The sequence below is a fragment of the Paenibacillus popilliae ATCC 14706 genome (assembly GCF_000315235.1).
GTDB lineage: Bacteria > Bacillota > Bacilli > Paenibacillales > Paenibacillaceae > Paenibacillus_B > Paenibacillus_B popilliae.
In genome coordinates this window covers 1-11,926 of the sequence record NZ_BALG01000054.1, presented here as the reverse complement: position 1 = coordinate 11,926, position 11,926 = coordinate 1, and the positions used below count along the sequence as shown (strand labels likewise).

17 protein-coding genes and 1 pseudogene are annotated in these 11,926 nt (G+C 46.8%); all 18 read right to left on the bottom strand.

Features of this window, described 5'->3' with window-relative positions; translation table 11 throughout:
- Nucleotides 1–195: pseudogene (locus PPOP_RS23875) on the bottom strand (hypothetical protein); the annotation flags it as partial.
- The gene (locus PPOP_RS06290; protein ID WP_006285286.1) at nt 195–614 is read right to left on the bottom strand and encodes a DUF2634 domain-containing protein; all 420 of its coding nucleotides are present in this window, start codon (nt 612–614) and stop codon (nt 195–197) included. The pseudogene PPOP_RS23875 and the gene PPOP_RS06290, both read right to left, overlap by 1 nt.
- Nucleotides 598–855, bottom strand: coding sequence for a DUF2577 family protein (locus tag PPOP_RS06285; RefSeq protein ID WP_006285285.1), 258 nt, complete (start codon nt 853–855; stop codon nt 598–600). Before PPOP_RS06285 ends, PPOP_RS06290 begins: the two co-directional genes overlap by 17 nt.
- Entirely contained in the window at nt 855–1,808 is a 954-nt protein-coding gene (locus PPOP_RS06280) for an XkdQ/YqbQ family protein (RefSeq protein ID WP_006285284.1), read from the bottom strand. Before PPOP_RS06280 ends, PPOP_RS06285 begins: the two co-directional genes overlap by 1 nt.
- Nucleotides 1,805–2,470: a LysM peptidoglycan-binding domain-containing protein gene (locus tag PPOP_RS06275; protein WP_006285283.1), complete on the bottom strand. Its 666-nt coding sequence runs from the start codon at nt 2,468–2,470 to the stop codon at nt 1,805–1,807. The genes PPOP_RS06280 and PPOP_RS06275 overlap by 4 nt, the downstream gene beginning before the upstream one ends.
- An 11-nt stretch (nt 2,471–2,481) precedes the next feature.
- Entirely contained in the window at nt 2,482–4,401 is a 1,920-nt protein-coding gene (locus tag PPOP_RS06270; protein WP_052516586.1) for a tape measure protein, read from the bottom strand.
- Between the two features lie 188 nt (nt 4,402–4,589).
- Complete coding sequence (locus PPOP_RS06265) at nt 4,590–4,997, bottom strand: phage tail assembly chaperone (RefSeq protein WP_006285281.1); 408 nt, start codon at nt 4,995–4,997, stop codon at nt 4,590–4,592.
- Nucleotides 4,998–5,013: 16 nt separating this feature from the next.
- Nucleotides 5,014–5,472 carry a phage tail tube protein gene (locus PPOP_RS06260; protein WP_006285280.1) on the bottom strand — a complete coding sequence of 153 codons (459 nt, stop codon included), beginning with the start codon at nt 5,470–5,472 and terminating at the stop codon, nt 5,014–5,016.
- A 13-nt stretch (nt 5,473–5,485) separates the two neighbouring features.
- Nucleotides 5,486–6,802: a phage tail sheath family protein gene (locus PPOP_RS06255; protein WP_006285279.1), complete on the bottom strand. Its 1,317-nt coding sequence runs from the start codon at nt 6,800–6,802 to the stop codon at nt 5,486–5,488.
- Between the two features lie 3 nt (nt 6,803–6,805).
- Entirely contained in the window at nt 6,806–7,000 is a 195-nt protein-coding gene (locus PPOP_RS06250; RefSeq protein ID WP_006285278.1) for a hypothetical protein, read from the bottom strand.
- Complete coding sequence (locus PPOP_RS06245; protein ID WP_006285277.1) at nt 6,997–7,434, bottom strand: phage tail terminator family protein; 438 nt, start codon at nt 7,432–7,434, stop codon at nt 6,997–6,999. Before PPOP_RS06245 ends, PPOP_RS06250 begins: the two co-directional genes overlap by 4 nt.
- Nucleotides 7,435–7,437: 3 nt before the next feature.
- Nucleotides 7,438–8,001 (bottom strand): HK97 gp10 family phage protein, encoded by a 564-nt coding sequence (locus PPOP_RS06240; RefSeq protein ID WP_006285276.1) that lies wholly within the window; start codon nt 7,999–8,001, stop codon nt 7,438–7,440.
- On the bottom strand, nt 7,998–8,324 hold the full coding sequence (locus PPOP_RS06235) for a hypothetical protein (protein WP_148277850.1): 327 nt from the start codon (nt 8,322–8,324) through the stop codon (nt 7,998–8,000). The genes PPOP_RS06240 and PPOP_RS06235 overlap by 4 nt, the downstream gene beginning before the upstream one ends.
- A 64-nt stretch (nt 8,325–8,388) precedes the next feature.
- The gene (locus PPOP_RS06230; RefSeq protein ID WP_052516585.1) at nt 8,389–8,727 is read right to left on the bottom strand and encodes a phage head-tail connector protein; all 339 of its coding nucleotides are present in this window, start codon (nt 8,725–8,727) and stop codon (nt 8,389–8,391) included.
- 11 nt (nt 8,728–8,738) lie between these two features.
- Entirely contained in the window at nt 8,739–9,851 is a 1,113-nt protein-coding gene (locus PPOP_RS06225) for a hypothetical protein (protein WP_006285272.1), read from the bottom strand.
- Between the two features lie 20 nt (nt 9,852–9,871).
- Entirely contained in the window at nt 9,872–10,507 is a 636-nt protein-coding gene (locus tag PPOP_RS06220; protein WP_006285271.1) for a phage scaffolding protein, read from the bottom strand.
- A 151-nt stretch (nt 10,508–10,658) separates the two neighbouring features.
- Nucleotides 10,659–10,871, bottom strand: a complete 213-nt coding sequence (locus tag PPOP_RS06215; protein WP_006285270.1) for a hypothetical protein — start codon at nt 10,869–10,871, stop codon at nt 10,659–10,661.
- A gap of 2 nt (nt 10,872–10,873) precedes the next feature.
- Nucleotides 10,874–11,926 (bottom strand): minor capsid protein (locus PPOP_RS06210; protein WP_006285269.1); only part of this gene is annotated, 1,053 nt, incomplete at its 5' end.

Here is an 11,926-nt window from a genome sequence, read left to right as displayed (position 1 = left end):
CGTCAAGTCGATGTCAGCCGCTGTATCTGGAAATGCTCTGTCCATCTCGGACTGCAGCAACGAATACATGATGGCAAGTTCTGCTGCAGCCGGCGCGAGAGCGGTATAAATTACAGAGCCTTCGCGCTTATCCATGTCATCTGGGATACGCTCAAGGCAGCGCTCAAGTATTTCCTCGTATGTTATTATGGTCATTATGTGTTCACCTCCCGACTGAAAGGGATATCTCCAAAAACAGAAACAGCGGTGAAACTCACCGCCGCCGTACGTTTATCTACTAGTTTAAATGTGAAGTCCTTGACATCTGTTATCCTTTCATCGGCAGTCAGCGCCTCTGTGATAATCCGCTTGATCTCACTCTGCAGCACGGGCTCGCTTTTACCGACTACTTGGCCCATCTCTGTGCCGTAACCCCAACTAAAGATGGTATGGGCGAAGCGCTCGGTCTGTAGAACCATGTGTATTGCCTGCTTAACCGCGTCCAATCCATCGGCCACGCCACGTATCCGACCTGTGTCAAAGTCAATATTATACGTGAGGGATGGCCGGTCTGCATCTGTTTGTACCTCAACATCACCGATTGTGAGCCCGTCAGCATTACGCGGTGTTAGCATCGCCAAGCCTCCCCATGACAAGGAACTGCTGTCCTCCAGCGTCACGTAACAGTATGGCTCGGTCACCAACTTGTAGAGTCACGCCACCAGGCACAATTAACATATCATCATCCACTACAAAACGGTTATCGACCAACACCTCAAGCGGTGACGTATTTTTCACACTACCAAACATAATCTTCATTGGCACAGCTTCATCATTGGCCGATTGAGCTATTTTTTTGATGCAATCACTTAGCATTACACCACCACCAGTTTCAAACTCATTTTTTCGTCGATTAGGTTGTGCTTACACTCATCAATCACATACCAGCCCGATATTCCGATATCTGCGATCTTTACAAATACAGACCGCCCAGCCCTAACGGTCAAATCAGCGATAGCCTCGATGGTCAGCGTTCTAGTCGGCCTATTCTTGAGTGCAAGCAGGTTGTCAGCTTGAGTTTCAATTTGAGCCTTATTCAGCTTCTCATCCACTTTGTCATAGTGCTGCAACATTCCCCAACGTTTTTGGTTGTCGGTATTCTCTACAATGTACACATCACGCTTACCAGTCTCTTTGTTGTCCCGAACAAGCTTGATCCGGTTAGCCGTATCGCTGTCTATGTCGCTCTGGTATTCATAGTCAGCTACTAGACTGCCATCACCGAGATTTAGGGCTGTATGTCCATCCTTTACATTCGATATCCTGAGTAAGCCATAATCGTCCCATAAGTAAAACATCCGTTTGGAATGGATCAATGTCAGATCGAGAGCATGAAGGATGATGTCGAACAGGTTCTTGCTGTCCATAACCATCCTCGGGATGACATAGCCTGTGTTGGCTAAGTTGCCGATTTTTATCTTAAAATCTGCCGCAATCGTTGCTACAACCTGATCAGCTCTTTTGCCCTTAAATACATAGGTATCCTTGTTTTTTAAATACCTAAGCTGATCATATGCCGTGATCTGAATCTTGTCCTTGTCGTTACGTGAGTGCTTAAAGACGTACCCATAAAACAGCCCTTCCCCCCCATTTTTCAGTGCCAGTATGCTGCCATGATCAATTTTGACGTCCGGATCGCTTATGATAGTGATGTCGAGCGTTCCGGGTGCTCCTGCTCTTTTAGTTGACCATGATAGGGCGGTGACTAAGGTTGTGATATCGTGTTTCGCACCGCCGTTTATGTTCTGGTACAACAACTGTATACTCATAGCTGCAGCACCTGCCCCGCATAAATCGTATACTTCGGTAGCCCAGTCCCCTTATTACGTTTATCGATCATTGCCTTGTTCTTGGCGTACAATTGAGGGTATTTACTGCCGTCCCCATACCGTTTCTTGCAGATAGACCACATACTATCACCTTTGACAACGGTATGTGTTTTCACAGCTGGCGGCCTGCCTGATCTCTTAGCCGAGCTGATCACTACCTTGTCTTTTCCATTCGGTAACATTAGCTTCAACGCTGAATACGGCTTCCACTCCTTCAATTTGATGGAGTAGTAGATATCCCCCACTTCACCGGCTCGCTCTTCGTATCTTAAATCTTCGATACCCATATTTACATTGATATCCAAGTCGCTGCCATATAACAATAAGCGAATAGGCTTTTTCTCATCTCGGTGTGCTTGCAGCGCCTTGATAATCTCGATCGGTTTTGTAACCTTGCCTGTAACATATGGGGCATCATAAATAGGAAGAAAGGACTCGAACGCAACTTCGCGGAGCCCTTTCTTTCTTAAAATATTTATTTCACCCAGTCCCAGTACAGTAACCGTTTCATTTTGTCCCGGTGAGCCCACTTCAAGTCTTTCTGGTAGTACAGGGATTTCAATTTCTTGTTTATCCAGGAGTAGAGACATTCTGTATTTCATGTAGCCCCTCCTTATTCATAGATTCCTTCGGCATTTGCTGCGATTTCATCTACCATTCGACGCTCCACTGCGTCCAGTACATGGTCAACATCCACTCTCTCGCTTATACTGGCTTGCATAGATATGGTCGGTGTCAGCGTTACAAAGTTCTGAACATAGCGCATCTCTGCTACGTCCTTCATGAGTTGCAGGTCTTCCTCGGCTATGTTGACATCATCTTTTACCTTGCCAACTTCACCGACTTTGCTAATGTCAGGGAGTTTCATCTTACTATCGAATGAGCTGCCTATTCCTCCCTTTTTTAATAAGGATGGCACTCCACTAAATTTGTTAGAAATACCGTTAACCATATCAACTCCTGCACTATAGCCCTTTTTTGCATAATCAGGGATGGACTTCATCTCAAGCCGTTGCATGACCTTGTACCCTTTTGGCATTTCACCTAGCCAGTCTTCCATTTGACTCTGCAGGCCAGTTACACCGCCGGCAAGATTAGATCCGAAAACGGCATCCATTGCTTCTGCTATGCTTTTGACTGTATCCAGCACGCTATTAGCCAAGTTAATAAATAAACGCTTCACACTGTACACTGGATGGTTAAACGCATTTGCAAAGAATTCCACGAATGATGACCAATAATTCCATATGCTAGCGACAATGTTAAAGAAGAATGCATACAGGCCAGACAGCGTTCCCCCTATGAACCCGGCAACTTGATCGAAAGTAACCCCCATATTATTCAGGATAGCGATCACAAGGCCTATAGCCATGCCAATTGCAAAAGCTATGAGGATGATTGGGGACAGTGCCATAATAGATGCAATGCCGGCAGTTATCGCTGAATAAGCCCACATCAGAAACGCTGTCACCAGCGCTATGCCAACGGCTATGGCAATTTGAGTTAATGTGGGTTGTAAAACTGACCAGTTGTTTTGGATGAAGGTTCCCACAGTCGATATAATGCCGATCAGCCAGGTGATCGCGCTAGCGATGAGGTTAATAGCCCCTAGAATACCATCTACAAACGCTGATCCCGTGCTACTGTTCAAGAAGTTATTAATGGTCTGCATAACTCCACCAAAGGCCATGAGCGCGTAGTTCGTAATCTGAGTCCAAGTCGATGAAAATGTACGTGGCATTTTTGCAAACTTCGCTTCAATATCAGCAGCAGCAGTAAAGAGCGCACCCTTGATTGTGTCCGCCGTGATCGTACCATCTGCTGACATCTGTTTCAGCTCGCCTTTGCTCTTACCCGTAAAATCCGCGATGGCCTGCGCTAGCATCGGGGCATTCTCCATAATAGAGCGAAACTCATCACCCTGCAGCTTCCCGGCTGCCATTGCCTGCGTAAGCTGATACATACCCGCTTGCTGCTCCATCGTAGATGCACCGGATACAGCAAATGATTTTTGCATTAATTCACTAAACGTCACTAGCTCATCATTACTCCTGAATGCGTCCTCTGCCAGCAGCCCCAACTTCGCTACAACACTCACCATGTCGTTGTACGATCCGCTCGACCTCTGGGCGGCCTGATACACCTTTTCCTGTAACTCAGCCTGAGTTTGTAATCCATCGTTAATGAGCGCCAAACGTGCGTTAGCGTTGGTGTAGGTATCAACCGCCTGTGCCACCTGCACTGCACCATAGGCGGTGATAGCTCCTCCTATTGCTGATTTTACACCGCCCCACCCCCTCTTTATTTGCTTTGCTCCTTCAGCCGCAGTACGTTGTCGATTAATTAAATTTTCAAGCTCGCTTCCGGAACGATGAATCGCATTTCTAGCTAGATTAAACATTCTACCGGGTGCAAGCCGCAGTGACTCGACGTTTAATTGCCTCATTGCGTTCAAAACTCGGTTAGTCCCCTGCGCTGCTCGATTCAGCATGTTGGTGAATTTATCTCTAATCGCCAAGGCTGTAGATACCATCCGTTCACCCCCCTACCTCTTTCGCTTCGCCCCATCGGCATCGCGCTTCTCTTTTTTAAGCTGAAGATCAATTGAAGCATAGATAAAAGCCCGGACAGGCATAGGTTTAGCTATGAGTTCATCCGGGCTTATTTTCAATCGGTGCAGGGCATAGTGGGCATAATTGGCTTCACCATCGCCCCGCTTGATTAGTTTTTTGCTTCTTCCACCAGATCGTTCATGTCAAGATCGAAGCCATTTAAATCCTGTACCTTCTGCAGCAGCTCTGTATATTGCCCTGGATTCAGGAGCTTATCTATCAAATCCTCTGCGCTAACTACACTGAATTTTTCTTGAAGTTCTGCATTCTTAAAATTCGGATCGACGCAGCAGGCGATTAAGAGGCGGTTGGAATACAGATCAGAATCTGTTTCGACCTCTTTTTGATGTGTCCGTTTGTTCCATTTCGCTTTTTGGCAACTCTTACGAATTTCTTTGTTTTCAGCCTCTGTAATCGACCGCAAGACAAACGGTACAGGAAAAGGCTTAATGTTAACCTCAACTGTTACTTCCGTCTGAATTTCATTTTGCAGCAAAAATTCTTGTAATTTACCCATATATCAATGAGCCTCCTTAGATTCTTTTGAAATGCTGTAGAATATCGTAATCCTCAAAAGTGAAATCTACATCCTCGTCTAGCGAATCGTCAGAATCACCATCAAGTTTAACCAGCGTTGTGGAGTCAAGATTGACGCCCATCAGTAATACAGCCTGTTTCCCGGCTGCGCTGGACGGGTCTTCGTTCTCGATCACCATATCGAAATAGACGTCTCGGCCAGTATCCTTGTACTGCTTTAGAAGCGACCGAAATATAGGCGACATGTAATAAATCGTCATGCTGCCTGTGCCGTTCAGTCCTGTTGTCTTATGGCCTGTCATTCGTCTGCCGATCGCTTTGATTTCTGATTTATTTTTCTCAATTGTTGCCTCGATCGTCTTAGCGAAGAACAGGTTTTCATTATTGCCGTTGATCTTGGCGTAAGCTCGGCCTTCCTTGCCGCTTATCGCATCTTGCGAATTCAATCTGCTCATCAGTTCCTCCTCCTTACGCAACGTTTACTGTCATGTAGAGTTTTTCCATACTATCATTCGGCTGCAGCGCACAGTTTACAATTACATCACGCTTGCCCGCACCCCGTGATATCGAGATATCGTCACTATCAAAATTACTGATTGCTCCTATAGACTGGTATTGGCGAGCCAAAGAAACGAGATCCGCCTTGAATAGCTGCCGCCCTGTGTCGTTGTTTGTGATCTGCCCAATGTACGAAGCCCCGAAGATGCGGGCCACATCGTTTGCCCAGCCGTCCAAGACACGGATCACTCGGTTACTTGTCCAATCAGGAGATTTACCGCTGCTAAATGTCGTCAAGCTGTTAATGTCCGTTAATACTCTGGCTCGCTGATTTTCACCGTAGAAGACGAACTCGCCAGCCTTAATCGCCGCCTCATACTGATCTTTCGTATACTTAATGTCCACGTCTACGGCTCCATCATACGCCGCATTCGTCAGGCTCTCATTCACCTCTGCAGCAGCAGTTGCACCTGTCACCCAAGCCACAGCTTTATGACCTGGTATCACTGTTGTGTCATCCAATACAACACCGTTCTTCACGTTAACTACGCCTTCATGGTCGGCTGGTTGGTTATGGAGTACGCAAACCACTTTCTTACCGTCGTCGTCCCGTAGACGCTTCGTAAATGCGACAAACAGCGACTTGATGCCAGCGTCTATGCCAGGATACCCCAAAACATTGAATGACTCGACTTCCAAGGCGGCTAGATAGGCTGAGTATGCAGAACCATCCGCTATACCATTTGTACCACCAGCAAGTGGCGTAGCTGCTGCAGCCGCAAGCTTACCAGCACCAAATGTGACAAAAGGGTTTGCCTTTAAGCTTGCAGCGTCTTTACCCGTTTGCTTATCGACCAAGATAGAGCCAAGGTATGTTACGACATCAAATCCACCATCTGGATTAACAAGCACGGCAACGCGAATGTCGTTACCGCGTGTCCCGCCGTATACTGCCGTCACTTGAATGCCACCAACCGCGGCCTTTGCCTTCACTCCGCCACCATTCACGCGGTATAATAGCAGCGTCTTCGCTCGTTTCAAGCATTCACGAATCAACAATAGCTCAGCAGCGGTAGCGCCATAACCCAAAACCTCTAATGACTGCTTACTAAAATTAGCCGCGTCGATGCGAATGATTTTGTGTTCCGCTCCCCAATTTAGTGACAATGGCAGGGATGCAACTCCGCGAGTGCCGGCAGATACGCCTCCACTTGTGGATACAAAATTGATGTACGCCCCTGGCAACGTCTTATTCTGAAGCGTAAATGTTCCGCCTCCAATCGGCATCTTCTACACCTTCCTTTTCTCAAAATCGTTGATAAGTTTCTGTACCTCATTCAACGTGTATTGCTTGTTATCAATAAGCAACGATTCCAGTAGGTCAGGATTGGCTTGTTGTCTCGTGCTGGATAATAGCTGCCACTTATAGAAAAGAGGCTCTGGCACATCGCCAACAGCCTCCTGTTGCTTCTTTACATTTGTCACGACTTCAGTCCTCCTCTCGCTTGTAAGTCCATCATCAGATCGCCAATAAGTTCACCTGGCTGCACGTCCACCACCAGGCCGTTTACCTTTACATCGAACACGAAATGATACACCATATCATCCCCCGGCTCGGCGTGAGCATCAGTCAGGTGTACGGTCTGCCCGTTGACGTCCAGCTTTTCAAACACGAAGTACATGGTCTCAGCCCAGTCGTTAAATAACATGTTGTCTTTTGCGGACTGAAAGTATTGGATGACGAAGCTATAGGTTCGCTCACGCCGACGATCAAGCCGTTTCGAGTGGCACTGGTCAGTACAGTATACATAGTGATTACCGTCTGCTTTCTTCGGTATCTGATCTATATAAACTTGTCGATTAGGGTACAATGATTTAAGCTCGCGAGCTATTGCCGTAATGACATCATTCACTTTCATACGCTACAGCCCCCTCTCGATGTACTCCTTTACTTTCTTGTTAAATTTACGTTCCAGACGGGCGTGTTGGGTCGCCTTCGTGCGGCGCAGCGCGCGGCGTAGGACAAACCTGCCTCGCACAAATCCGTCCTTCGGCCCCACATACATCCCCCCGGGATCGTTGCTATCCCCCGGTACTGGCCGATATCCTTTGATATATACGAAGGTTCTTCCTTGCCATTTACCCGGCACCCAATGGCTGCGAAAGCCGTATTCAAGATGTTTGGCATAATCCGAATTGTTGTATACGTCGATGCGATACGTTTTACCGTTTACCTCTGGCCTGCTGCCGTCATGTGCGCTGCTGGAGTGCCCCAACGCCAACGCCTTACTTCCACAATGGAAGCTGCTGCGGTAGTTTCCTGTATTCACGATGTCAGGATTATCGTTCTTGGCAATCTGTTTAGCCTGCTTGACCGCGTACACACCCTCACCCACAACTAGTTCCTCCATGATTGCCGGTACATCATCACGCATCGCAAGTAAGTTATTCCGAAACTGTTCTAGCTGGGTCAGGTTAAAACTCATGCCACATCCACCGCCTTGAGCTTTATTTGAACATGCGTAGCGTAGATCATTGACTTGCCAATGACCTCAAATTTCAGTTCCATTGCAGCACTCGGATTCAATCGGCCAAACCGCTTAATTGTTACACTATCGCCTGGCTCAAATATCTTGTCAGGCTCGGCAAACAATTGCATGTCATATTCAATATGCTGTTGCACATCCGTCTGCTTGCTGCTGTCCCCTTTAGCAGACAAGGCACAAATAATATCAACATACACGTTGTCTGGAGCATCTTTAGTCCTTGTGATGCCATTAGCATCTTCAACTTGGATAAGACGGTTCACTGTACATGTGTCCTCATAGGTCGATTCTAGTGCCGCTCTCTCCGCTTTTATATTCCCAAACATATTACCACCTCAACTTTCTAAACGCGTTAAGTTGGGCTGCGTAATCGTCTACAATGGCCTTAATGCCCTTGACTTCTCCTGTAGCAACGTCCGTAAAGCTTGTCGATACATCGCCACGATGGACTGACTTCACAGCTTGCGGCTTCGACTCATTGCCATACCCCTCAGAACGCCATAAGTCAGCGGCCATTCTTACCGCCACGTTCTCCAATCTGGCGGGGAGTAACTCCAAGTTACAGTAGTTGGCAATCTCATCTATAACAACATCAAGGACGAACTGCAATAGCCCGTCCTTATCTGTTCCTGTAATCCCTAATCCGATTTTCAGTTTATCCAGCATATCATCCAACCTTAACCTTTGGAGATGATGCGAGCAATTGGGATCGCCTTATGGTCGATGTACTCCTTGGTTGTTCCACCATTGTGCACAAGCTCCCAATTGGATCCATTAGCCAATTCACCATCAGTTGGAGATAGCGATGCCTGCGATTTTTTGGTATAAGAAATACCAAACGGCGCAAACACTTTGCGGTGTCGAGAATACAACGTATCCTGGCCACCATTAGTTTTAGGGTCACGAGACATTTCGAACGCAACCTTTGCCCCGATGTTTTCATAGTCAAATGCTCCATCACCAAAGATATACGTTGTGTATTTCTCATATGCTGGAACATACCCGGGTTTTCCTTCCGCCCCTTGTGATGGAACTGTCTCCACGGGCATGGCGTCATCTATCAGTACGATACGACCGTTCCACGTTGCTATAGCCAAATCACGTTGGATACCGTTTGCATCCGTCTGCTTCAAGTATGTCAGCAATCTGATGTTTTCCAGATTAGTCGCAACTACCGAGTGCATGATTGCAAGGGTGAATTTTGCTTTGTTATCACCACAAGCCTTTTGAATGGCGCTATTAAGTGTTGCGGCTCCTACATTGGCAAGAGGATTCCCCTCCTTGTCTTCGCCTAACTTACCCGTAATATCCAACGTGTGACCGTTGACAAATTCAAGATTTTTGGTGCCTGACATGGAAAAGAGACCCTTCAAAATTGAAAGAAGAGTGTCTTGATCAATGCCGTCCCAGTATTCCGCGACTTGCTGAGCTACATTATCCATAAAGTTGACGCCGCCTGTGATATCGCTAGAAAAATCTTGTTCAATCCAAGCTTGAGCGCGCCCGATGACCACTACCCCCCGTTCGAAGGTTGTTGTTTTCTGTGCGTCAATATTAGTTTGTCCATCATAATTGACTGGTTTGCCACCGATCCGCCCAGTCATAGGAATAGTAGCAAAGGCGGTTCCCGTCTGAGATGAAAACACATCTTTAATCTGCTGGTTGCCTCTCAACGCGCGGGATTTAATCAATTCATTGCGCTTGGTCGACGGTATACGCTCAACATACTTCCCGAATGCGACCGGGTTAAAACTTTTAGAATCAAATTTTGTTTGCGTGTATTCTGCCATTGTTCAATCTCCTTACTAAATTAGATTTCTATCCCTGGATTGCTTGCCATGTATGCAGCTAACTCAGTGTATGTCATTTGTGATGGGTCTTTTTGGGTAGGTTGGGTTGTACCAGGAACAGCAGGTTTAGCGCCTGTTACGTCAAGCGTCGTTTCTGGTTTTTCGGAAATAAAAAGATATGGCTTCGTCTCTTTCACCGACTTCACTAGGTCGTCAATATTGGTCTTGAGCGATCCGCTATCGTCAACCTCGATCTTGTCCATATCCAAGAGCTTTATAATGTCATCCGCATCATGCACCTTCCCCGCCAACGCGGTCTTTATCGCAGATGTTCTCTGGATCTTAAGCAGTTCCGCCTTATGAGCCTTACCCAGCTCATCAATCTTGCTCTGTGCGGCCTTTACGTCATCTGCAATCTTCGCTGGATCACCGCTGCCGCCCACTGTCTTTAGCGCTTCGGCTGCCGACTTTAGGGCGGTTTCGGCGCTGACCTTACCTTTGTTGGCTGCATCATACTTTTCAGTCGGAACAAAACTTCCGTCATTGCCCACGACAAGATCAACGTCCTTCCCCTCCTTCCCTGTACCCTTAAGTGCACCTTCAACTTGCTTGGAAAGCTCCTCACCTAGCAATTTCTTAATGGATTCTGCGATCATGCTAATCTCCTTTCAGGCTGTTTATATAGCGACTTCCACGCTCTTTGCCCTGCCAGTTGTTCTGGGACTGGCTGCCCAAAATAAAAAGCGCTACGCATAAGGCATAACGCTAGGAATAAAAAATCGCCTATCCCCGGATGGGAAAGGCGACTCATATTTCATTTGCACTGTAAATGTCATCATATAACTTCTGAAGCTTTTGGCCATTGGGCGTTAACCACTCTTGATTAGAATCGTAATAGTCGATGATGGCATCATCCAAAGCCGTGTAAAAGTCATTTGGATCCTGCGATGCAATGTATTGTTCAACATCTGGGGCGAGCTCTTTAATAATTTCAAGCTGCTTATCCGTCACATTTATCAACTCTAATCCTCCTTTTTGGTAGCCCTTGGGTTAACCTGAATTAAATTTCCTGTCTCTGAGTTTACCGAAATAGTCACATTCTTCCCATGGAACTTTTGGCTGATACTCTTGCCCCTTTTTCTTACGGGGTCTATGGCATTGGGCTCTAATAATGCTTTTAGGATATCTTTAATATCGACTCCATTACGTCTTTGCTCGACAGATCCGATCACCCTGGCTATAAAATGTTTCGACTTACCAGTAATCAGTAGGCCGTTAGGCGTTGTAATGCCAACGAGCATTTTATCAATTTCCTGATTGATTTGCTTGTACAATTTAAATCCAGCTACTGGAGACAACTCCCCAATATCGATGGCTTTTCGGTAATCACCCATCATTTCGAATTCCTCAGGATCATTGTACTTCATTTCCTGGAAGGCTTGAAGGCTTTTAGGCGCATCTTTTCCAAGATAACCCTTGTATTTTTCAAACTGCTTCTTGTCAGCAGTCTTGTTCTTGATCTTCTTCTCCTCAGCTTCGACCTTATCTTGGCCCTTTTCTTCAACCTGAGAATCATACCACTCCTCATATGTCATGTGCAGCGGCATCGCTTGCCCACTGTTATGCCAGTCGAGCGCATCTTCTGGGTCATGCTCAAGCGTCGTCGAGCGACACCACGGATGCAGCGGTGGGAAGTTGACCCCTGCCTGTGCCTCAGACACTTTGAAACGTTTGCCGTCCAGACTGCGACACGCATCACTGGTACGCATATCGAGCGTTGCCATAAACTCGTATTTCTTTACACCAGCAGCATTGTAGGCCGCCTTGGACGCTTCATTGTGGAAGTGGGCGGTCTCCGTTCGAATCAACCGTTCTGCGTTCTTAAACGACGAGCCTAACCTGTCTGACAACTCCTTCGACATCGCCGCGCTACTCTTGCCCTGAATGAGCCCCTGGGAAATCGTAGAGCGTAGATGAAAGTGCAGCATTCGTTTGTTTTCCCACAGTCGAGCCGAGAAGTCGGCACCGCTCCATGGGTAGGAAAGCACGTTCGTAATCATATCCTCGTTGATTTT

Excerpts from the sequence above, each read along its gene's own strand:
- PPOP_RS06290 (WP_006285286.1), bottom strand. The coding sequence starts at position 614 with ATGCTAACACCGCGTAATGCTGACGGGCTCACAATCGGTGATGTTGAG.
- PPOP_RS06285 (WP_006285285.1), bottom strand. The coding sequence starts at position 855 with ATGCTAAGTGATTGCATCAAAAAAATAGCTCAATCGGCCAATGATGAA.
- PPOP_RS06280 (WP_006285284.1), bottom strand. The coding sequence starts at position 1,808 with ATGAGTATACAGTTGTTGTACCAGAACATAAACGGCGGTGCGAAACAC.
- PPOP_RS06275 (WP_006285283.1), bottom strand. The coding sequence starts at position 2,470 with ATGAAATACAGAATGTCTCTACTCCTGGATAAACAAGAAATTGAAATC.
- PPOP_RS06270 (WP_052516586.1), bottom strand. The coding sequence starts at position 4,401 with ATGGTATCTACAGCCTTGGCGATTAGAGATAAATTCACCAACATGCTG.
- PPOP_RS06265 (WP_006285281.1), bottom strand. The coding sequence starts at position 4,997 with ATGGGTAAATTACAAGAATTTTTGCTGCAAAATGAAATTCAGACGGAA.
- PPOP_RS06260 (WP_006285280.1), bottom strand. The coding sequence starts at position 5,472 with ATGAGCAGATTGAATTCGCAAGATGCGATAAGCGGCAAGGAAGGCCGA.
- PPOP_RS06255 (WP_006285279.1), bottom strand. The coding sequence starts at position 6,802 with ATGCCGATTGGAGGCGGAACATTTACGCTTCAGAATAAGACGTTGCCA.
- PPOP_RS06245 (WP_006285277.1), bottom strand. The coding sequence starts at position 7,434 with ATGAAAGTGAATGATGTCATTACGGCAATAGCTCGCGAGCTTAAATCA.
- PPOP_RS06240 (WP_006285276.1), bottom strand. The coding sequence starts at position 8,001 with ATGAGTTTTAACCTGACCCAGCTAGAACAGTTTCGGAATAACTTACTT.
- PPOP_RS06230 (WP_052516585.1), bottom strand. The coding sequence starts at position 8,727 with ATGCTGGATAAACTGAAAATCGGATTAGGGATTACAGGAACAGATAAG.
- PPOP_RS06225 (WP_006285272.1), bottom strand. The coding sequence starts at position 9,851 with ATGGCAGAATACACGCAAACAAAATTTGATTCTAAAAGTTTTAACCCG.
- PPOP_RS06220 (WP_006285271.1), bottom strand. The coding sequence starts at position 10,507 with ATGATCGCAGAATCCATTAAGAAATTGCTAGGTGAGGAGCTTTCCAAG.